Annotated in this window: 19 protein-coding genes; 8 read left to right on the forward strand and 11 right to left on the reverse strand. The window is 40.5% G+C overall.

All coding sequences use genetic code 11. The features are described 5' to 3' along the window. Positions 1-6: 6 nt before the first annotated feature. Positions 7-495: a hypothetical protein gene (locus J8L98_RS04535; protein ID WP_210995487.1), complete on the reverse strand. Its 489-nt coding sequence runs from the start codon at positions 493-495 to the stop codon at positions 7-9. Between the two features lie 133 nt (positions 496-628). Between J8L98_RS04535 and J8L98_RS04540 the strand changes: the two genes are divergently transcribed. Beyond that, positions 629-1,165, forward strand: a complete 537-nt coding sequence (locus tag J8L98_RS04540) for a thioesterase family protein (protein ID WP_210995488.1) — start codon at positions 629-631, stop codon at positions 1,163-1,165. A gap of 53 nt (positions 1,166-1,218) precedes the next feature. Here the strand turns inward: J8L98_RS04540 and J8L98_RS04545 are convergent, their stop codons facing one another. Further along, positions 1,219-1,869 (reverse strand): OmpW family outer membrane protein, encoded by a 651-nt coding sequence (locus J8L98_RS04545; protein ID WP_210995489.1) that lies wholly within the window; start codon positions 1,867-1,869, stop codon positions 1,219-1,221. 283 nt (positions 1,870-2,152) lie between these two features. Here J8L98_RS04545 and dapE point away from each other — a divergent pair, with 283 nt between their 5' ends. The 6 genes from dapE (at position 2,153) to J8L98_RS04575 (ending at position 9,011) form a co-directional block, all read left to right on the forward strand. Continuing rightward, the gene (dapE, locus tag J8L98_RS04550; RefSeq protein WP_210995490.1) at positions 2,153-3,340 is read left to right on the forward strand and encodes a succinyl-diaminopimelate desuccinylase; all 1,188 of its coding nucleotides are present in this window, start codon (positions 2,153-2,155) and stop codon (positions 3,338-3,340) included. Positions 3,341-3,509: 169 nt separating this feature from the next. Continuing rightward, positions 3,510-3,956, forward strand: a complete 447-nt coding sequence (locus tag J8L98_RS04555; RefSeq protein ID WP_192508305.1) for an Hsp20 family protein — start codon at positions 3,510-3,512, stop codon at positions 3,954-3,956. A gap of 249 nt (positions 3,957-4,205) precedes the next feature. Then, the gene (locus J8L98_RS04560) at positions 4,206-6,740 is read left to right on the forward strand and encodes a YdbH domain-containing protein (protein ID WP_210995491.1); all 2,535 of its coding nucleotides are present in this window, start codon (positions 4,206-4,208) and stop codon (positions 6,738-6,740) included. A gap of 11 nt (positions 6,741-6,751) precedes the next feature. Then, positions 6,752-6,931 carry a YnbE family lipoprotein gene (locus J8L98_RS04565; protein ID WP_210995492.1) on the forward strand — a complete coding sequence of 60 codons (180 nt, stop codon included), beginning with the start codon at positions 6,752-6,754 and terminating at the stop codon, positions 6,929-6,931. A gap of 11 nt (positions 6,932-6,942) precedes the next feature. Next, positions 6,943-7,263 (forward strand): YdbL family protein, encoded by a 321-nt coding sequence (locus J8L98_RS04570; RefSeq protein WP_210995493.1) that lies wholly within the window; start codon positions 6,943-6,945, stop codon positions 7,261-7,263. Positions 7,264-7,409: 146 nt separating this feature from the next. Next, entirely contained in the window at positions 7,410-9,011 is a 1,602-nt protein-coding gene (locus J8L98_RS04575) for a winged helix-turn-helix domain-containing protein (protein ID WP_210995494.1), read from the forward strand. A gap of 17 nt (positions 9,012-9,028) precedes the next feature. On the opposite strand, the gene J8L98_RS04580 is transcribed toward J8L98_RS04575, so the two are convergent. The 3 genes from J8L98_RS04580 to J8L98_RS04590 form a co-directional block, all read right to left on the reverse strand. Continuing rightward, positions 9,029-9,943 carry a glycoside hydrolase family 16 protein gene (locus tag J8L98_RS04580; protein WP_247682431.1) on the reverse strand — a complete coding sequence of 305 codons (915 nt, stop codon included), beginning with the start codon at positions 9,941-9,943 and terminating at the stop codon, positions 9,029-9,031. A gap of 582 nt (positions 9,944-10,525) precedes the next feature. Continuing rightward, positions 10,526-11,620: an efflux RND transporter periplasmic adaptor subunit gene (locus J8L98_RS04585; protein ID WP_210995495.1), complete on the reverse strand. Its 1,095-nt coding sequence runs from the start codon at positions 11,618-11,620 to the stop codon at positions 10,526-10,528. An 11-nt stretch (positions 11,621-11,631) separates the two neighbouring features. Next, complete coding sequence (locus J8L98_RS04590; RefSeq protein WP_210995496.1) at positions 11,632-14,754, reverse strand: efflux RND transporter permease subunit; 3,123 nt, start codon at positions 14,752-14,754, stop codon at positions 11,632-11,634. A gap of 363 nt (positions 14,755-15,117) precedes the next feature. Between J8L98_RS04590 and J8L98_RS04595 the strand changes: the two genes are divergently transcribed. After that, positions 15,118-15,582 (forward strand): hypothetical protein, encoded by a 465-nt coding sequence (locus J8L98_RS04595; RefSeq protein WP_210995497.1) that lies wholly within the window; start codon positions 15,118-15,120, stop codon positions 15,580-15,582. Positions 15,583-15,585: 3 nt separating this feature from the next. Here the strand turns inward: J8L98_RS04595 and J8L98_RS04600 are convergent, their stop codons facing one another. The 6 genes from J8L98_RS04600 to dinG all read right to left on the reverse strand — a co-directional run bounded on the left by J8L98_RS04600 (position 15,586) and on the right by dinG (position 20,464). Continuing rightward, positions 15,586-16,323, reverse strand: a complete 738-nt coding sequence (locus tag J8L98_RS04600) for an NPP1 family protein (RefSeq protein WP_211056973.1) — start codon at positions 16,321-16,323, stop codon at positions 15,586-15,588. 140 nt (positions 16,324-16,463) lie between these two features. After that, entirely contained in the window at positions 16,464-16,625 is a 162-nt protein-coding gene (locus tag J8L98_RS04605; protein WP_210995499.1) for a DUF2496 domain-containing protein, read from the reverse strand. Continuing rightward, on the reverse strand, positions 16,622-16,894 hold the full coding sequence (locus J8L98_RS04610) for a late competence development ComFB family protein (protein WP_210995500.1): 273 nt from the start codon (positions 16,892-16,894) through the stop codon (positions 16,622-16,624). The genes J8L98_RS04605 and J8L98_RS04610 overlap by 4 nt, the downstream gene beginning before the upstream one ends. A 122-nt stretch (positions 16,895-17,016) precedes the next feature. Further along, positions 17,017-17,619 carry a primosomal replication protein gene (locus tag J8L98_RS04615; RefSeq protein WP_210995587.1) on the reverse strand — a complete coding sequence of 201 codons (603 nt, stop codon included), beginning with the start codon at positions 17,617-17,619 and terminating at the stop codon, positions 17,017-17,019. Then, positions 17,613-18,392 carry a TSUP family transporter gene (locus tag J8L98_RS04620; RefSeq protein ID WP_192508294.1) on the reverse strand — a complete coding sequence of 260 codons (780 nt, stop codon included), beginning with the start codon at positions 18,390-18,392 and terminating at the stop codon, positions 17,613-17,615. The genes J8L98_RS04615 and J8L98_RS04620 overlap by 7 nt, the downstream gene beginning before the upstream one ends. A gap of 2 nt (positions 18,393-18,394) precedes the next feature. After that, positions 18,395-20,464, reverse strand: a complete 2,070-nt coding sequence (gene dinG, locus J8L98_RS04625; RefSeq protein WP_210995501.1) for an ATP-dependent DNA helicase DinG — start codon at positions 20,462-20,464, stop codon at positions 18,395-18,397. Positions 20,465-20,516 lie beyond the last annotated feature (52 nt).

The raw sequence follows: 20,516 nt of genomic DNA on the forward strand, positions 1-20,516 counted from the left end.
CAGGTGTTATTTAGTCCCCATATTCTTAATAACACCTTCTAGCTTGATATACTTGATGCCATTATCTTCAAAAATTACATCGATACTAATGTTATTCCGCACAAAAAAGTAGTCAATACCATTGAGTGTAAGTACATAACTGCCTTTAACATCACTGCTAAAGTCTCCTTTACGCAGCGACAATTTGTTTTTACCTAATGTCCAGCTGAATTCATCGATAAAGCCTTTGTAAAATTCTTGGATCCACACATTACTTTCATCTTTACTGAGTGTAATTGCGATGGAATATGACTCTGGGATTTCAGACATATTGTAACGTTTTGGGCCAATACGAAATTTTTTAATATCGCTTTCCCAACCAAAGCCAAAATAAAATCCCTTTGATGCACCGCCAGAAAAGCGCAGTTCACCAGGTCCTTTAAAATCAAAATCTGCATAGCTGAAAGGTGAAAAAGCAAATAACGCAGCCGACAGTAAGATCTTAAATTTACGCATGTTTTCCCCTATGATCAAATCGTTATAACACTGTATTAAGCCTAGTTTAGTGTTTCATTCGGATCAAGTAATACTTGTGAGTGTAAGCGGCTATGATAGAATGAAGTGCCATGAAAACTGGTAAGACCATCTTATGAATCTGTATTTTCGACTATTATTACTTCTCTTAAAAATCAAGAATAATAAATTAACTCAGCCTTTATTAGATCCCGTTGATATTGATTTTAAAGTGATGCCAAGTGATTGTGATATCAACTTACACCTCACCAATTCACGATATCTTGCTTTTATGGATTTAGCCCGAACTTGGATGACAGAGAAAATGGGGCTATTCAGTGAAGTAATGAAACGTCGCTGGTTTCCTATTGTTAATGCTACAGCGATAACTTATATACGAGATATTAAGCCATTTCAAAAATTTACCGTCACCACAAAACTAGTAAGCTGGGACCATAAATACTTTTATATAGAACAAAAATTTCATTCGGAGCGCGGGCTACATGCAATTGCATTTGTGCGAGGCGTTTTTCGTCATAAGCATGGTATTGTTCCGATAGAAGAAATGTTAGAGGTAGCGGGCTACAAAGGAGATACACCAGAAATGCCTGTAGAAATTATGCATTGGAAAGCGATGCTAGAGGCGAAGAAAAGCAGCAATTTAGCAAAATAAAAGGCCATTAAACATGGCCTTGATGATTGAGAAAAGTACTGGTTGAAACGATTCTAGAACTTATACTTAATGCCAAGCATGGCGACAACGGGGTCAATCTCAACATCTGACGTGAGCGCTTTTTTACCATCAGCGTACACGGTAGCGTCAGTGTCGATATCCATTTTTGATAGCATTGCGTGGATGCCCCACTTATCATTGAGTAGGTAATTGAAGCCCGCTTGTACGGCAAAACCGAGAGAGTTATCTAAATCGACTTTTACATCATTTGTTCCCAATGTTGCTTTTAATGCGGCTGTTGGCTCTTCATCAAAAAAGACTGTGTAGTTAACGCCAACCCCAATGAATGGTCTAAACTTCGCACCGGCATCCAAAAAGTGGTACTGGGCTAACAAAGTCGGAGGAAGTTGCTTTACTTTCGCGATTTCGGCACCTTGTAATCCACCCGCGCCATTTACCGTATGTGAAAAGGGGGTGGCTGCAATGAGTTCAAATACGATATTGTCTGAATATTGATAGTCAAACGTAATACCCAGTTGTGTATCTGAGTCTGCAACTAAACCAAGCGCTTTGTTTTGGTCAATTGCAGAAGCTGTACTGGTAGGGTTTACATTAATAGCACCTACATTCACGCTTAGTTTAGCTTGAGCAAATGGGGTTGCAACCAAGCATGTTGATAGTAGTACTGCGCTAAATTTTTTCATTTTCATCTCCTGAACCTCTGCAAGGTAATTTGCTTTGTTGGTCCCATGTTATAGCGTTATTTTTTTATAAAATTGTTCTAGATCAAATTTTAAATTGTGTTCTTTCAGAAATTTCTGAAAGTTTGATTTGGATTAAGTTTTGCAAATAATTAAGCGTCGATGGCCTACATTGATTTTTTGCATTACCTCTGTAAGTGACCTAAAAGCGACATAATTACGCCATTAAAGTGCAATAATTAGGCGCTGTAATAGGTAGGGTCTTTTCGCTATTTTGAGTATTGTCATGGCTCAGCAAACCGTTTTAAAAAGCTCGGCACTGGATATGCTTGTTACAAGGTTGCAAACACTGATACAGGCTCCGTCAATTACACCTAACGATGCAGGCACTATTGACTGGCTTGCCAATGAGTTGCAATTGCTTGGGTTTGAAATTGATGCTTTAACATCGCAGCATGGCGTTAAAAACTTGATAGCAAAGCGATGTTTTGGGGCTGGGCCTGTTATGGCTTTTTCAGGGCATGTTGATGTGGTGCCTGCGAAGAGCGTAGGGTGGATTGTCGATCCGTTTCAAGGTGAAGTTGTGAATGACAGTGTATATGGACGCGGTGCGGCAGATATGAAAGGTGGAATTGCCGCTATGCTCTGTGCGACAGAGAGGTTATGTCAGCATCATGAACATGCTATTGGTACCTTTTATTGGCTCATAACGTCTGATGAGGAAGGGGAAGCTGAGCATGGTTCAAAATATATTGCGGCGCATTTACAACAACAGAATGTTCAATTAAATGGATGTTTGGTGGGGGAGCCGACTTCGGATAAGCACGTTGGTGATACGATTAAGAATGGGCGCAGAGGTGCATTATCAGCACGAGTGCTGGTGTCGGGGATCGCAGGCCATGTGGCTTACCCTGAAAATACGGTGAATGCAGCACATATTGCAGGTGATATTGTATCTGCATTGGCGAACTTAACATGGTGGAAAGATGCTGCCGGTTCAAAAACCCATTTGCAAGTAACAGGCATATCAGTACCAAATATTATTGATAACCTCGTGCCGAGTGAATGTGAGGTTACATTTAATATTAGATATAGCCATGCTTATGATAGTAAACAGATACAATCGCTCGTGCTATCAGCTCTTAGTAAGTGGAATGCGAATATTTCTGTGACGTGGGAACGACCATGCGAGCCTTATTACACGGGTAATAAAGGGCAAGGGTGTTTTTTATCAATGGTAGAAAGCGCGGTAGCGAGTGTGACTGCACAGTACCCGGCATTAAGCACTGCTGGTGGAACATCGGATGGGCGGTTTTTTTCCAGCGACTTTACCCAAGTCGTTGAGTGTGGGGTTCGAAATCATACAATTCATCAAACTAATGAGCATGTGCCAATTGCTGATTTGAAACAGGTAGAAAAAATTTACAGAGGAGTGCTCGCACGATTCTTCATTGGCTCAAATAGCGCAATATAAAAAATTGAAGTGGGGCCTTGAAAAAGCATTTGCCGACCATAGATAGGATTATGAAGGTGGCTCATGTAGGACCTTCATATTAATTTAATGTTTTTTATATTTTTATTACGTTATTTTTGGTTCTTTAAGAAGAAAAGTAACGTTTATCGCTTATTTAGAGGATAGCATTATGCGTACCGTAGATTTATCTCCACTATACCGTTCATTCATTGGTTTTGATCATTTAGCATCTTTAATGGATGCCGCTGCACGTACCGATAAGCAGCCGAGCTTTCCGCCTTATAATATTGAGGCGCTTGATCAAGATAAATATCAAATTACGATGGCAGTAGCAGGCTTCTCAGAGCAGGAGCTTAATATTGAGTCTGAAAACAATACCTTAAAAGTAGCTGGTGTTAAGGCTGATAAAGTGAGCCAAGCCGAGCGTAAATTTATTCATCAAGGCATTGCCGAGCGTAATTTTGAGCGGAAGTTCCAATTAGGAGATCATGTTAAAGTGATCGCAGCTCAATTAGATAACGGTTTGCTTGTAATTGATTTAGAAAGAGAGGTTCCTGAAGCGTTAAAACCTCAGAAGATAGCAATCAGAAAAAGCAAATTGATTGAAAGTAATTAGTTACTCGTCAAACGATAACTTGGTCAGGTTGGCCAAGTTTCAACTCACAATATTAAGTAATGTTATGCCAGCTTTTATACTTTGAGCTGGCATTTTTTTGTGTGGACATTGGCTTACTGATGCATTGCACAGTTCAAAACCCAATAGCTCAACAGTCTACAACTTCTTACACAATGGCGGATACTTCAGCGCTAAATTAACGTAAGATAGCCAAGGAATAGTGGTAAAACACAGGAATTTTTGGGTTATATGCAATTAAAACGCTGGCACGTATGGACTGTACCAAGTTTAATTATGCTTTTCAGTTTATTTTGGTATAAAAACTTTTTAGTACGTTATGCTGTAAACGCTTATGGGTTACCTGCATCTTTTTCGGTTACGTGTTTGTCTTGGTCAATGAATAGTTTGAGCGAGTTAAAAGTTGAAAAGTTATGTATAAAAAATGATGAGTATATAGTAACTATATTTAATGCCATCGTCTCTCGAGAGATAGCTCTGATTGGAAAGCTAGATGTTCAATACAAAAAAAGTCAGGGTGCAACATCACAAAATGTTACTGCAACCCCACTGCAGATACCACTCATTGCACAGCGGCCAAGAATAAGTATCAACGAGCTCACAATTGCGACTGAATATTTGTCAAAGCCAATATCTATGGGTCTCTATGAACATCAATTGAATGTGTTTAGGTTAGAGAGCGACCTAAAAGGGGAGGTGGCAATAAATGCAGACGCTGTAACTGTCAGATTGCACCTCGATAGCCCATTGATTTATCGAAATACACCAAAACAAATCAAACACCTAAAAGGACAGACCTCTGTTATCTATACCGGGTTATCTGTACAGGCAACAGCGGATATAAATGTAGAAAGCGCTTTTACACAGGCACAGTGCGAGGTAGGGGCTACTGTATTCGGCCAGCTTTTTCTTGATTTTGATATTGCCACAGCATCAGCCGATCTTGATTTAAGTAAATTACAGACTGAAGCGGTTGGTACAACGTGTATAGATAGTTTACCAGAAACATATGTGAACTATGTTAAGCCTCTATTAGCGCATCCATGGGACATCTCAATTCCAAAAATAGCAAGAGGAACAACAGATACGATAGTCATTTCAAAAATAACGGCCAATAATAATCTAACGGATGAGGTCGCAATGACTGATATGGAGTTTGATATTAATAAAGCGCAGCTTACTTTTGACTGGCATTGGGCACATAGTTCGAACACGTTAGGTACATTTATACATCGCGCACAAGTCGGAGTAGATGAGCATCAGTTTACTTCACAGAATAACTTGGCGTTTCAAACGCCGGAATTGGATGTTAATGGAGTAAATTTTCATGCTGGAGCAAGCGATATCGAGTTTTCAGTCAATGGAAATATTACAGCTAGTGCCAACTTTGACGTGTCGGGCAAAGGGGTTGTACAGACCCAGATGCTCAGATATGAAAGTGCACAATTCAATGACGTAAGAGCGGCTATTGAATTTGACGTGCATAGGGGAAATGTTACAGAAATAGATGCCAATATTGAACTAAACACTGACTCGGTTAATTTTGAACAGTTGGTGTTATTTGATATATCTGCCAAGGCTAATGTGGCACTTGATAAGTTGCAAAATGTGGTATTGCGTTCAGAGTCGTCCGTAGGAAAAATACAGCACGCTGATCTACAAATAAAAGGGGTCGAACAGCAGCTTTTTGTTAATGCCAAGCTTGATACTAGCGAAAGCCACGCAAAATTTCGTTTACAGACAGCCATCGATGCGATAAAAACGCCCTCGATGAAAACTGGGGGCATTGATATTGCGAGCCAAGGAGATTTTAATCGAAGCTTATCTCTAGAGCATATTATAAGCTATGCAGAGCAAGAGTTACTACTAGAGCATCAGTTAACCCCTCAAGGTCATCCTTTCACCCTGACAATAGCACCGCAGCCGGTTGTAAACTTACAGCCTCTGCTGACACAAGTTATGCCTCAATTACAGGTAACCCAAGGTACTTTGAATGGTAAAATAGACGGCGATTTAGCATTGCAAGAGGCTGATTTTCGGGGACAACTAAAAGATGTTTCGGTGCTATATGATAGTCACTTTATTGATGGTGTTGATACCACTTTTTCGGGAAGCCTGAGTTCAGGAGATATTAAGATTGAAAATTCTAAACTGAACATTGAGCAAATACGAACAGGCGCAGTGTTATCAAATATTACGGCTGATTATTGGGTTGATGGACAGCAAGCAACGATTGCAAAGCTACGCGCTAACGTCTTTAACGGACAGGTGTATTTACCCCAGTTACACGTTTTTGCTGAACAGCAAGTATTAGCGCTGTCGTTGCTTGATCTTGACTTGGGTATGCTTGCTGAAGCAGGACGTGATGCGGGAATAGCGCTATCTGGTAGAGTATCGGGCAAGCTACCGATCTTTATTAATGGTAATGCCATTAGCATTGAAAATGGCACACTCTATAATGTAGACACGGGACAATTGGTCGTTGAAGACAATGCATCGGTGAACGCCCTGAAAGCTCAACAACCAAGTTTAACCACCGTCATAGGGTTACTTGATAACTTAACGGTCAATACATTGACCAGCGACGTAAATCTCACCGCAGACGGGTGGTTGACATTAGGAGTAAAGATTGTGGGTGAAAATGAAGAGCAAGCTCAACCTGTTAATTTTAATTATACCCATACAGAGAATATTTTTACCCTGTTTAAAGCGCTACGGTTAAGTGATGAAATAACTCAACGTGTTGAACAGGCCCTCACTAAATAGGAGTAAGTTAAATGAAATGGATGATACCCATATTGAGTATTTTACTGTTGTCGGCATGCACTCATAAAGTGCAAGTTGAAACGAAAGAGCCGATAACGATCAATTTGAATGTCAAAGTTGACCATGAGATACGCGTAAAAGTAGATAAAGAGTTGGACGATTTGTTTAGTGATGACAGCGAATTATTCTAAAGGAGAATGAAATGAAAATAATTAAATTAGCATTGGTAGCTATTGCATTTAGCATGACTTTTTCTGCATTTGCACTCACGCTGACTAACGCCAAGTCGCAAGGCTTAGTCGGAGAAACGGAAAGTGGATATTTGGCGTTGGTAACAAGCAACCCACAAGCACAGGCTTTAATTAAGTCAGTTAATGCAAAAAGAAAAAGTAAATATGCACAACTGGCAAAGAAAAACAATTTAAGTTTATCGCAAGTAGAGACTTTAGCTGGCCAGAAAGCAGTTGCAAAAACAGCCTCAGGTCACTTTATTAAAGTAAATGGTCAGTGGATAAAGAAGTAACTTTGTGTGGCGACACAACCAAAAAATATTCCCATACTTTTTTGGTTGTGTGCGTTCGTAACCGCCCGTTTAAGTACGATATCAGTTCCTGTTTAAGCTCTTTTTTGTAATACTCTGCTTATGCTTTTCAATTGAAATATGGTGTCATGCAGTACAACATTAATGGCTTATACGTAGATTTAGTGAAGGGAGTTGTGATTGATGGTGTTGAGTACTCAACGATTCGTAGTAAGACATTACAAGTATTAGTGAAGTTAATTGCAAACCGAGAACGCATTGTTACCAAGCAGGAGTTGCTAGAGGATATTTGGCATGATGTCATTGTGCAAGAGCAAGTACTGGCGCAATCTATCAAAGAACTTCGAGATTTATTTGGAAGCGACACCATAAAAACCTTCCCTCGCAATGGCTATCAATGGATTGCTGATTTAGAAGTATCCTCGGTAAAGAATAAAAACAATCAAGATAAAAAAAAGATGATATGGGTAAGCGCGATATGTGTCGTTAGTTTGCTGGTATTGACGTTGGTAAATACTCTCTCTTCAAAGAGGTTGAGTATTGCATTTTTGCCTGTTGATAATGCGATGCAAGATACAGAGCATAATTGGGTGTCAGTGCAAGGTCTGGAATACTTAAGCCAGCGGTTATCTCAGTCGAGTGAACTCGATGTTATTGACAGCGGCCATATTTTATATGCTTTAGAGCGGTTAGATGTTAATCAACGGCAGCGATTCGATGGTGCGAATGTTTATCCTTTGCGTGCTAAATTAGAAGCTGACTTATTGGTGAAAACACGTTTAACAGGGTTTCCTGAAGATTATCAATTACATTACTTTATCTATTCTGAGTATAATGCTGAACGAGGTGTGGTTAACGCTAGAACGGTTAACCGAGGATTTGAACTATTAGTTGAGTTAATCGCAAAGCGCTTTGATTCCTATCAGCCGAGCAACTTTCAACTTAATAAAAATGTGTTTAGTAATGAAGCCTTCGCGAGGGGCGTAGAGTTATATTTACAAAATCAGTTTGAGCAAGCAAGTGCACTATTTGCAAGTGCATTACAAAGCAATCATGAGTTGTTAGCCGCAAGGCGATATCTTGCTGCTAGTTATGCAAATACCGCACGTCAAAGCGAAGCAATCACACTATTGGAAGAAAATATTGTACTGGCAAGTAAACAGCAAAATAGAGAATTGATCAGGGCTCACTTACTGATCGGTTATTTGAAAATTAACTGGCCGACATCAGACAGTCGAACAAATGAATTAAGAGAGGCCTCAGAGCACATTGCTCAAGCAAAGAAATTGGCAGAACAACAGCAAGATAAACTATTTATTGCCTATTCGTATGAAGAACTTGGGAAAATAAAACGCTTACAAGGCCGATATACACAGGCGATTAGACTGCTGACCTTAGCATTGGCTTATCATCGTGAATTTAATAGTAGCTATGGACAAACCGCTGCACTCATTGAGTTAGCTAAGGTAGCTTCTGAACAATTAGAAGTTGAGGAAAGTGAGCACTATTTAGAGGAAGCGCTACTTATTGCGCAGAAAAGTCATGCTCAAGCGAACTTGGTTTGGGTTTATTTAGCCAAAGCAGATATTGCGCGTAGCCAGTTAAATAAAGTAAAGGCATTGCGGTATGCAAATAAGGCCAAAGAGGTCGCGCAGCAAAGTGATAGCCCGCTGCTGATCAGCCGTGTTGAAGCATGGTTCAACCATGCTTCAGTATATAGTGTTAACTAATCAGGTGATTATACGCACTATAGGCTACAGTAGTCTTTTTGCTTAGGAGACCACTCAGGCACACTGTCATATTGTTCAATACGATTGTTTCTAAATGAAGATATTTGCTGTGTTATTTGATGTGTTGTTAGTAGGGTGTCTTTTGCAAAGTAGACCCAATCCACGTCTTGGTAGTATTGACGCATAACTGGATTTTGTACCAGTTGCTCTTGAATAAACCACAAATTGAAATTAATAGACATAGGTACCTCAGGAAATACTTCAGGTCCGTGAGTGGCGAATAACCGACCATTTATGTAGTAGCGTAATGTATTATCTGCCACATGTAGCACGAGTGTGTTCCAACCTTGCAGACTGCGTATACTTGCGTCATGCTGGTTTACTTTTGTCCATGGTGTCAGTTGAAATGTTTCCCATGACGTTGCAAATAAAGCATGGTTCCCTTCTCCCCAGCCCCCATTAGCTAAATATTCAAAGTCCATTTCACTGTAGTTTTTATCCATAGGCGCTACGAGTGGACTAATTGCATAAAAGGTCTCTACTATGCCATCTCCATCTGGCCCATATTGTGGTATGTCGTTAAAGTATACTCGGGCAGCATAGGTACCTTCTCGATATTTTCGCTTGTGACAAACCTGAGTTTGACGGGTATTTACGGATGTACCGTCTGTTTTTGAGGTTAGCCTCATTATAAAGTTAGTATGATCCAATGGGTGTGGATGGAAGGTGACACCTTCTTCCCACCATGTCGCACCTTTAACACCAGGGTGGCCTTTTTCGGTTCTAACCATCCAACCATTTTCTTTCGCTTGGGTAAAATTGGCGTAATTAAAGTCGTCGAACATTACGTGTGAATATGATTGCTCAACACCCAGTACGTGAGAGAGAGGCGCTAAGCATAGAGAGCTAATAAACATCATTTTTCTGCGCATGACTAAATACCTTGTGGTCAATATTGTTTTCGGGTTTTCAGTTGTAGTTATGTTTGTTATGGGTTGCGAATTAAATTACATTAAATTTACATTTTTTAGAGATTAAAATTTTTTAAATATATGTATATTAATGTTTTTATTTTAGATCTTTTTGATTTAGGTGTTATTTAACCTCAGGTTTGGATAAGGGTTTTGGAGTAGGAAATATTTTGAAAACAAACTTACGTCCAATCCAATGATGATATTTTGTTCAATATCAAGGCGCTTTTATGCAGTAATAGCGGGCTATTACAAATGAAAGCAACGCCGAGAGTGAGAAAAAGAGCTTTATTGGGCAAATTCGCTTATCCAGAGCTGAGGTTATTTATACATAAGGAAAGCGCACACTCAAAAGGAAAGCATTTTGATTAGGTAGGTGCATTACAAGAAAAATGACTATTGAAGTGAGTGTGGGGAAGCGCGAGAAGTTGCTCTTATAATGTTGATGGTTGATATGATGGAACTTAGAAAAAAAATGAGTAAGGTATACCTAAGTAAACCTTACTCATTGGGCTAGTAACTTTAATTGTGGAATAGTGAGTGCTATGCGCTTGGCACCATTTGTACTTCAACTTCTTGACCCGTTTTTAATCGCTCAGCACCTCGAACGGCTACATTATCACCGATGGATAATGAACCTTGGCTGATAGGCGTGATGGCTACAAGCGTGCCTTGCCCTTTACCAACAGTCACTGGAATTTTATGCGCGGTGTTTTTATCATCAATTTTAACTATGTGTACGCCTTCTTTGCGTAAAATAAGGGCATCTCTATTGATTAACCAAGTTGTACTGTTAGTTTTGAGAGGGACTGAAACGTCGACTAGCTGGCCGACAGCCCACAGTTGTGCTGTGTTTCGTGTGAGCGTTGCGCGCACTTCAAATGACTGTGAACGAGGATCGGTTGTTGGAATTATACTGGTAATGATAGCCGTACTGGCCTGTGGGTTATCTAAGTTACCTGCTGTAAAAGGCAGTGATTCGCCTTTCTTTATATAGCTAAGGTACTTAACAGGGATGTACATTCTAATTTCTAAATTGGTAATATCTGTTAGTTGAAGTAACTCATCGGCACGATTAATATCTTTTCCAGAACGCATATAGCGGGCGCTGATCACGCCAGAAAATGGCGCAACCAATGTCGCTCGATGTAATTTATCTGCAATGACTTTTAATGCAATGTTCGCAAGTGCAATATCTGACTGAGCTAAATCATGTTTATTTTGAACTAAATCAACTTGGCTTGCAGCTGCACTACTAGACTGAGCGAGCTTTTTGAGGCGGCTGAGTTCTTGTTTATGGAATCGCAAGTTGATTTTCGCTCGGGTCAACATTTCTTGCTGTCTAGCTTGTTCAAACTCCAATGGGAGCGTATCCATTCTGACGAGCACTTCGCCTTTTTGAACAGTTGCTCCTGGTTCAATTACATGTGTAAGTAGACCATCAATACCGGCCGTTAATTTAACATCTTGTTTGCCATGCAAAGTGCCATGAAGTGCAAGTTGACTGGTTAATGGCGCCTGTTTAATACTTTCGACTGCGACAGGAACGGCAGCATAAACGCCATTGCACATCATTCCTGCGGCTAAGAGGACGAACTTACTAAAACATGTCAGTTTTAACACTACTTTTTGGTACATAACGCGTCCCTTTATTGATTCGCAACGAGATTAACAATTGAAGCTTTGTCTTTAATAATGTGTGTTTCTTTTGGTTTCTTTTGCTGGCCAAGTAATAATAAACTGGGCATTAATATCAAGGTGAATAAGGCACTAATAGCCATTCCTCCGACAATAACAGTGGCGAGACCTCGATAAATTTCAGATCCGACACCAGGCACCAGCATCAAAGGCAGCATGCCAAATAAGCTGGTCAATGTACTTAAATAGACCGGTCTGGCTCTGAGTAATATAGCTTGTCGAACTGCGTCTTTACGTACTATGCCTTGCTGTTCTGCAGTACGGGTTTGGTCTACAAGCAAAATGGCGTTGTTGACGACTAACCCGAGCAAGATAATAAAGCCTATCATCGTGAGTAGGTCTAGGGACTGGAAAGTAAATAAGTTCAGTATATATAACGCAAGCACACCACCTGCAATCGCAAGAGGCATCACCAAAAGTACCAATAAGCTGTCTTTTGCAGATTTAAACAATGCAGTCATTAGTAAAAAGAGGATGAATAGTGCCAACATAAAGTTGAGAGTCATCTCTTCGATAGCTGAGTTCATCTTCTGTGCATTGCCAGCCAATATGACACTGGTATTTTTTGGAATATTTGCTCTGACTGTAGGCATAACCTTCTCAGCTAAAATACTTTGGGCTTCTTGCAAACTCATATTTTCTGGAGGAGTAACAACAACTGACACGGTACGCTTACCGTTAACTCTTCGCAGTTGACTCGGGCCGACAGTACGCTCTATAACTGCTAACTCACCTAAAGTTTGTATTCCTGAGGAAGGAGTTACGATTGGGAGTGCTTTCAGTTCCTCGGGGGTTGACCATGGATGAGCTCTCAAAATAACGTTCATACGCTCATTCCCGTTGAAGTATTCATTAATGAATAGTCCCCCCGTAAATGCCTGCACAGCTTGAGCGACATCATTTCGAGTAAGTCCAGCTTGCGTTATTCTACGATCATTGGGGTGTAGCCTAAGCTCAGGCTCTGCCATATCAAGGCTTGGTTGAGGTTGCGCTGTTGCATTTGGAAATGCCTCTTTTACGGTTTCCAAAGTGACTCTTGCACCCGCTATGAGTTCATCCATATTAGGGCCAGTCAAATCTATATTGATAGCTCGGCCATCACCGCCATTGGAGACACTGATCATTGAACCTCGAAATAGAAATACTTGGGTATCAGGCAGATCATGAAATATCTCTTTTTTGGCAACTTCCATTAACTCTTCAACACGTTTGGGGTCATCGGAATAGATGAATCCACCGGCATTGGCTCCAAAAATGTAAAAGTTGTAATCCTTTATTTTTGGGCGTTTTTCGCCATCATGGTAAGGCTTAATACGTTGCTTGACCCGTTTTGCTAACTCTTCTTCCATAAAGCCGATATTGCCACCAGGCGGTGTATTCAAAGAATAAAAGAAGCCATCGGTTGGTGCGCGTGGCATGAAATCTGTTTGTGGCAGTAAAGTGAAAGTAATGAACATTGAACCACCTAGTAATCCAGCCACCCAAGCAATTTGCTTTGTTTTAGTATTAGTTATTGTTGTAATAAAGGCGGTTAAATTGTGCCAATATTTCTTATATGGATCGGCGGTTGGCGTTTTATCTGGCCAAAAGTGATTCGCAATTGGGATCAGAGTCAATGCACAGACCAATGATGTAATGACCGCAATTGACAGTGTTAGGGCAAGATCTGAGAAAAGCTGGCCTTCGATACCAGCCATAAACATGATGGGTAAAAAAATAGCTACGCTTGTCGCTGTTGAGGCAAATAAAGCACCAGCGACTTGTGTAGCACCAATCAGAGCAGATTTCTTTTGGTGTTTACTGTCACTCGATAGACGAGAGATGTTTTCTTGGACAATAATTGCAGCGTCAAGCACTAACCCCACAGCGAAAGCTAAGCCTGCAAGTGAGATCACATTGAGGCTACGTTCGAAAAGGTGAAGGGTGAAGAAGGCAACCATTAATGACACTGGGATAGTTGCAGCGATTATAAGCGTGGTTTTTATACCCCTAAAAAAGAGCCACAATATCCCGCAAGCAAGCAAAACCCCTAACCCTAGATTGCTTTTGACCAGTGCTAAGGCGTTACGTATATGTACTGAAGAATCAAAACTAAGCTCAATAGCTAGGCCTGCTTCTTTTAATACTCCGCTGTTCAATTCACTTATTGCTTGGTTGATTTCATCAAGTACAGCCACTGTGTTTGCGTCATTATTTCTTGAAACAGTAATGTAATAAGCTGGTTTTCCATTTCTTAATGTCATTGAACGTCTGTCTGTAACGGTATCTTCAACAGTCGCAATGTCTTTTAGGTAAATTGCTCGGTCATCTGAATAGCCAACGCGCATCTGGCTAAGCGTATCGACATTGTATTTACCTGTAAACCGTACTGTATATTGCCGTCTCCCAACATCGGCGATGCCGCCTGAGGTATCTGTGGATGTTGAAATAGTGCGTCGAATAGAGGCTAAATCAATCCCTAGAGAAGCGGCTTTATATGGATCAAATGTCACTCGTAGCTCACGAGCGCGTTCACTGGCCATGTTTACATGTGATATGCCTGGAATTCGCGCTAATCTTGGCTCAATAAAATCTTCAATTTGCTTTTGGTATTGCGCCATATCGAGTGTTTCAGAGTCATAATTTAGGGGGACCACGAGTAAACTTGCTGCTGTTGGCCCTCCAGAGCCTGGTCCACCACCGCCACCAGCTGTTACAACTGGGTCAATCGCATCTAATGGGAGTGGAGGTACCTGATTGAGACTCGTTAGTACGTCTAGCATTGCTTGTTGCATATTGGCATCGACAGCAAAGGTCAGAGTAATTGTGCCATTACCTTGATTGATTTGTGTATTAACTTCTAATGCTCCCGGGGTGTTCTTCACTGCGTTTTCAATTGGCTCTATGATCATGGACTCAATCTCTTCGGGTGCTGCTTGTCGCCAGCCAGAAAAGATAGAGATTTGAGGTTGCACAATCTCAGGAGTGAGTTGTAGAGGGAGTTTAAAAATACTGATAGTACCGAATAGTATAATTAGTACCAGTATCACTAATACACTCGCTGGGTTTTTTAGCGAACTGCGTGTTAAGTTCATAGCCATTTCCATTTCTCGACGACAGGGGAAGTATTAAACAAAACAAGGCGGCTTGCTAGTGTGAAAATAAGCAAGTAGCAGAGAATACGTTATCCATCGTAATTTATAGTTGCTCTAGCCCACATACGTTACGCTTTGTAACAATTTAATCGTCTTATATGCTGTGCTTTTATTGTAATTAAAGCATTTAAAGTAACGCAGGTAATCAAATGTAATCTGATGACTATAAAATGTTTGGTAACTCGAAATCTAGTGGTCCTCTTTTTAAAACATAAAGAGGAGTAAGAGAAGGTATTTTCTAGTTCGACATTACCTTGTACCCTTAGGCTTAACTGACGTTAAAGTACTAATAAAGGAATAGTTATGTTTATTGCATTAAAGTGGGATCATCAAATAGGCGCACATTTTGTTTCATGGTTAGTTGTTGAGTGTTCATCTGTCACTGAAAAGTTTGGGTTACCTCAAGCTATGCCGCCTAGGAGAGACGTGGCTTATTTTGTTGATGACAAAACTGCTGAGCAAGATGCAAAAGCGTTTGCTACTTATAAGAACAGTGCAAAAGAGGAAGGGAAGCAGGATCATCACTATTCTGCTTATTTATCGGCGCACCATGGTTACAGTCATTATGAGTGGGATCATTCGTATTTCTCAGGGTTCATTAAGCATGCAGTACTGTATTGGGAGGATGGTACCCATATAAAACCTAGTCCCGTCAGAGATGATGTTGCTTATTTTATATGCCCAGGTAACTCAGAATTAGACAGCCGATTTTTTGCTCAATATAAAGTGAGGCAGTACTCGATAGAGGAGATGGAGCCCCCTCTTTGAAGTTTAATTTAAGTCTGATTGCGCAAAATCGGGATAGTGTGCGGGTTTAAACTTATTTAAGTTAGTTAGAAAGCGACTATCTTTAATGGGCAGCGTTGCTGAGCCATAGTCAAAACGATTTAATCTTTCCCTAAAGGCTGTATTATCGAGGCCATCGCTTTGTATTTCATACCAGCTTACAATAGGGGGTGTAACAAATCGGTTATATTCATTTTCTGCATACTCGGTGTTTTTCGCAAAACGCAATGCATGGGTGAGTATTCCGTCTTTATGATAGACGATTTTTAGGTGGCCGTTTTCAAAAGGTAATTCATTTGCTATTTTTGTAACGAGTTTGCCATGTGCACTATAGCTACCATGCGTTACAACAGAGTCATGTGTCCATATAGCCGCATATTCCCAATCATGGCGATGGCCACCACCGAAAAACGGAAAAATTTGGTCTTTTTTGAAGTACAGGGCGTAAAAGTGGCCGCAAAACTTCCCGTTGACAGTTTCATGACAAGCGTATCGATGAAAGGTATTTGACGTGTTAAGAAATGATAGCGCTCGGCAGTTTGTGCCGAGTCCTTGAGAGGTTTTTAGGCCAGTATTTTTAATCCCTTCCTGACTTATTCCAGAGCTAGGTAAGCAACCGTCAGTGTCAAAATCAAAAACGGGCTCGGTATTATTGATAACATAGTCTTCAGGAAGAGCCTCTGCTAGAGCTACGAAGTCGTTTGCAATTGAGATTGGGCTCATAAGAAAGGCTAACGGAAATAAAAAAAACGTATTCGTTAAGGTATGTGGTTTTAGTAATGTTGTCATTTTATATACTCGTAAAATGACGACTATAATCGCGCTTTATTACAACAAGATAAAATCTAAATTATTGCCAACCACTACTTTGTTGAAGTATTTTTTAGTTTGTTCTGGTAATCAGCTTTTACCAGTTCAAGTGCAGCAAGTACTTCAGTTTCAGGTAAATCATGTTGCTCTAACAACATAATTAAATCGATGGCAAGTTTTATATGTGAGGGGGCTGATTCTAGTGGGCTGCTCATTCTGGCGTTGCTCTTTTTTTGGCGACTTGGCTCATAGCAACATCGATAGCGATATTGACACGCTTTTCCATTTGAATTCGTTCATGCTGAGGTAAATAAAATGCCATGTCAACATCGTAGCGTATATAACGCGCAGGGAGTTGATTTAGAATTGTACAACAAAAGTCAGCCATCACTTCATCGCTATACTGTGTACTCAGACCTCGTTCAATCAGCAGGTCTAGCATAATTTTTTCATAATAATTATGCACGTCGTCATGTAGTTTCATTATGTTTTCCTACTGTAATTGATATAGATAAGTTTATACTAAAATAAGGTGCTTATCGACCTAGACAATAAAAACCTAGGTAACAAAGTGTAGAGCAGAGATGGGGAACTGATTTGATGAATTTAGCGGTTTTGTTGTTTTTCTGCAAACTGGATTTTTTCTTCGGTCGCTGAAATTGCTTTTCGACATCGCCCAAGCCTGCCGTGCAATGTCAAAATCTCTTGGTTCAGTGCGCTTGATTGCGCGCTTGTTGCATTATTTAACTGGACTTTACGCAATTCAATCATTTCCATAAGTCTGCGTTCGAATTCATGGTTTTGAGAGAGCTCTTGATACAAATCATGAGAGCTTTGTACTATTTTTTTTACTGCACTACGGTAAACTTTCTTTTTCTTTGGATAGGAGATTTTATTTTCTTTAGCCCATACCGATGTGGACTTTAATACCTTTAATATCGCTTCAATTTGTGTGGCTACTTTACGCAGTGCAAAAGCATAAACGTGCCTTTTTTCTGCGGGGGGAAGGTGTTCAACCACCGATTTTATTTCATTGACATAGTCGATTAGTTGTAGGCTTTTTGTGGTAAATACAGTGCGGTCAAATAAGCTTGGCTGTGATTGAATATAGCGATTCTTTGCAAACCATTTGGCATTATCGAATTGCTGAGCTTGTATCGCTAAATGCTCAATTTGGTTATGTAATTTCTGTAATGCTGTGTTCATGATAAATAGGCTTCAACAATGAGCTTAGCTGCAAGGATTATCACAATGGTATTGAAAAGTGGCTTTATCAGTTTGCTGCCAAACTTAATCGCTGAGTGCGCGCCTATCCATGCGCCAAGCATAAGAAACATTCCCATAGTGACACCGAGTATAAAGTTGACGTGTCCAAGTGCAACAAATGTAATGAGCGAAATAAAATTAGATACGAAGTTCATTGAACGGGCTAAGCCACAATTTAGCAATAAACTCATTTTATAAAGAAGGCTATTAGAAGCCGTCCAAAAAGTACCGGCTCCGGGCCCTGCCAAGCCATCGAAAAAGCCTAAAGATAAACCTTGAAGCCATTGCTTGATTTTTAACACATTACTTTTTACTGGTAGCGTGTGTGCTTCGGTTGGGCTCAATTTACCAAATAAACTATAGCAGGCAACTATGATGATGATAATGGGTAATAACTTATTTAAAAAGTCAGTACTTAATTTATCAACTAGCAGGGTACCAAGTATTGACCCAATGGCAGTTGCAAGCACAGAGGCAGCCCAAAATCGAGGGTTAAATAATTGTTTTTTATAATAGGTTACGCTTGCAGTAATGGAGCCAAAACTGGCAGCTAGTTTATTAGTTCCTAGCGTTAAGTGAGGCGGCAGCCCAGCAGTAAGTAATGCCGGAACGGTCAGCATTCCACCGCCACCAGCAACAGCATCAATAAACCCAGCGGCAAGGGCAACCAGGCATAATAACCCCCATGTCATTGGGTCAAGGGCAAGTTCAAACATGATTAATCAATTTGTCTCTTAAATGGTGGGAGAGTATCTAACATGGCTTTACCATATCGCTTAGAGACTAAACGCCTATCGAGCACTGTGATACGGCCAAAGTCCGATTCTTTTCGAAGCAGTCTACCACAGCTTTGCACTAATTTCTTGGCTGCATCGGGAACCGTAATTGTTAGGAATGGATTCCCGCCATTGCTTTGGACAAATTCGGCTTGAGCCTCCTCAATTGGGGAGGTCGGTACTGCGAATGGGATCTTAGTTATAACTAAATTTTCTAAATACTTACCAGGAAGGTCGAGTCCTTCGGATAAACTTTGGGTGCCAAATAAAATGCTGCCTTTGCCCGTATCAATTCTTTGTCGGTGCGTTTTCAACAAACTGTCTCTTGACTGCTCCCCTTGAACAAGGACTTGCCAATTATTAGCCCGCATAAGTTTCACGACATGCTCCATCTGCCAGTAAGACGCAAACAATACAAGGTTGGCTTTTGTGTTATCTAGGTAAGTAGGGAGTATATCAGCCAAGTAGTCACTAAATGCCTTGTCAGTAGGTTCTTTGGTTGTTGCCGGTAAATGAAGGGTTGCCTGTTTGGGATAATCAAACGGAGATGTAGCACGAATATATTTTACGCCAGGCTCGTTACGCAACCCACTTTCTTTTGCGAAGTGATCAAATGTACCAAGTGCACTGAGTGTTGCGGAGCAAAGTATGGCACCGGCACATTCTTGCCAAAGTTTATCTTTTAAGTAGTATCCAACTTCAATAGGGCAATCACACAGTAAATGGTCATGGTGATGTTTGTATTCTAGCCGTTTAATCCAGCGTGCATGCGGGACACTCTCTCCTTTACTTGCATAACTAAACCAAAGTTTATTTAACTGCTCTAAACGATTTATATAAAGACCGCTCTCAGCGAGTAAAGGGTCAGCTAAGTAAGGTTTAACATCTCCATCACTGACATCTACAGTCAATGCATCGTGCATTTTAGATAGCGAACGAAGCGCATCTAACGTGGCATCACTAATATCTTTGGCTTTACTGGTTAACGACTCGGGGACGACGCCATGCTCAAATCGAAAAGTATCATCGTCATTATAGGTAAAGTCTGCATTATCTAAGATATCTCGGACTGAACGTAAATCTTTATTGGCATCATTTGCGGCATCATTGAGTTTAAAATTTTGTCCTATTGCTTTTTGGGACACGATAACATTGGCCATTTTACCACTGAATTTAAGCAGTTTATCTAGCCAGTCAATTGTGCCTTTAATTGTTGCAGCAGCGGAAGAGAAGTCTCGGGTAATGTGTGGTAAGTGGTGGGCTTCATCAATAACGTAAAATGACTCAGCAGGTTCAGGTAAGATCTTTCCACCTCCGAGTTCCAAATCGGCAAGTAATAATGCATGATTAACTATTAACACATTCATTTGCGCCATTTTTTGCCGAGCAAGATGAAATGGACACAGATGGTGAGATTTCATCTGTCGCTGGCAGGCGTGTTTATCGCACGCAATCAAGTTCCACACTTTATCCGGTATGGTGTCAGCCCAACTATCTCTATCTCCTTGCCACTGTTTATTTTGATATGCCTTTTGAAGATCATGCAAACATCGCTGTTCCATGTCTGAAAGTGGGGAAGAGAGCGTCGGCATTATAGACATTTGCACTGTATCTTCACTGAGTGCTGCATTGAGTTTTTGAACACATACATATCGTTGTCGACCTTTTACAAGATCAAACTTAAACTCGAGGCCCGAGTGTTCTTTGAAAAAAGGCAACTCTTTGTCGATTAATTGTTCTTGCAACGCGACTGTAGCCGTAGAAATGATCAAAGTCTTTTTCTTGGCAAGCGCAAGTGGCAATGCACCTAAGCAATAAGCGAGTGATTTTCCCGTCCCTGTACCAGCTTCAATGACGCAGATTCTTTGCGTTTTATGATATTCACCAGCGAGTGTTTTAGCAACTTCAGCAACTAGGTAGTTTTGACTCGAACGAGGTCGATAACCGTCTAAGTTGTCGGCTATGTGTTTGTGGGTTTGCCGAATCGTTTTTTTCAAAGCGTCTGAAAGCATGTTAATCGCCTAAATTCATATATATGTATATAATTACAGTATCGAGAGCTAT

Origin of the sequence: Pseudoalteromonas sp. MMG013, assembly GCF_018100885.1 — a bacterium.
GTDB classification, from domain to species: Bacteria; Pseudomonadota; Gammaproteobacteria; order Enterobacterales; family Alteromonadaceae; genus Pseudoalteromonas; species Pseudoalteromonas aurantia.

Coding starts and splice junctions, on each gene's coding strand:
- J8L98_RS04535 (WP_210995487.1), bottom strand. CDS start 495: ATGCGTAAATTTAAGATCTTACTGTCGGCTGCGTTATTTGCTTTTTCA.
- J8L98_RS04540 (WP_210995488.1), top strand. CDS start 629: ATGAATCTGTATTTTCGACTATTATTACTTCTCTTAAAAATCAAGAAT.
- J8L98_RS04545 (WP_210995489.1), bottom strand. CDS start 1,869: ATGAAAAAATTTAGCGCAGTACTACTATCAACATGCTTGGTTGCAACC.
- dapE (WP_210995490.1), top strand. CDS start 2,153: ATGGCTCAGCAAACCGTTTTAAAAAGCTCGGCACTGGATATGCTTGTT.
- J8L98_RS04555 (WP_192508305.1), top strand. CDS start 3,510: ATGCGTACCGTAGATTTATCTCCACTATACCGTTCATTCATTGGTTTT.
- J8L98_RS04560 (WP_210995491.1), top strand. CDS start 4,206: ATGCAATTAAAACGCTGGCACGTATGGACTGTACCAAGTTTAATTATG.
- J8L98_RS04565 (WP_210995492.1), top strand. CDS start 6,752: ATGAAATGGATGATACCCATATTGAGTATTTTACTGTTGTCGGCATGC.
- J8L98_RS04570 (WP_210995493.1), top strand. CDS start 6,943: ATGAAAATAATTAAATTAGCATTGGTAGCTATTGCATTTAGCATGACT.
- J8L98_RS04575 (WP_210995494.1), top strand. CDS start 7,410: ATGCAGTACAACATTAATGGCTTATACGTAGATTTAGTGAAGGGAGTT.
- J8L98_RS04580 (WP_247682431.1), bottom strand. CDS start 9,943: ATGCGCAGAAAAATGATGTTTATTAGCTCTCTATGCTTAGCGCCTCTC.
- J8L98_RS04585 (WP_210995495.1), bottom strand. CDS start 11,620: ATGTACCAAAAAGTAGTGTTAAAACTGACATGTTTTAGTAAGTTCGTC.
- J8L98_RS04590 (WP_210995496.1), bottom strand. CDS start 14,754: ATGAACTTAACACGCAGTTCGCTAAAAAACCCAGCGAGTGTATTAGTG.
- J8L98_RS04595 (WP_210995497.1), top strand. CDS start 15,118: ATGTTTATTGCATTAAAGTGGGATCATCAAATAGGCGCACATTTTGTT.
- J8L98_RS04600 (WP_211056973.1), bottom strand. CDS start 16,323: ATGAGCCCAATCTCAATTGCAAACGACTTCGTAGCTCTAGCAGAGGCT.
- J8L98_RS04605 (WP_210995499.1), bottom strand. CDS start 16,625: ATGAGCAGCCCACTAGAATCAGCCCCCTCACATATAAAACTTGCCATC.
- J8L98_RS04610 (WP_210995500.1), bottom strand. CDS start 16,894: ATGAAACTACATGACGACGTGCATAATTATTATGAAAAAATTATGCTA.
- J8L98_RS04620 (WP_192508294.1), bottom strand. CDS start 18,392: ATGTTTGAACTTGCCCTTGACCCAATGACATGGGGGTTATTATGCCTG.
- dinG (WP_210995501.1), bottom strand. CDS start 20,464: ATGCTTTCAGACGCTTTGAAAAAAACGATTCGGCAAACCCACAAACAC.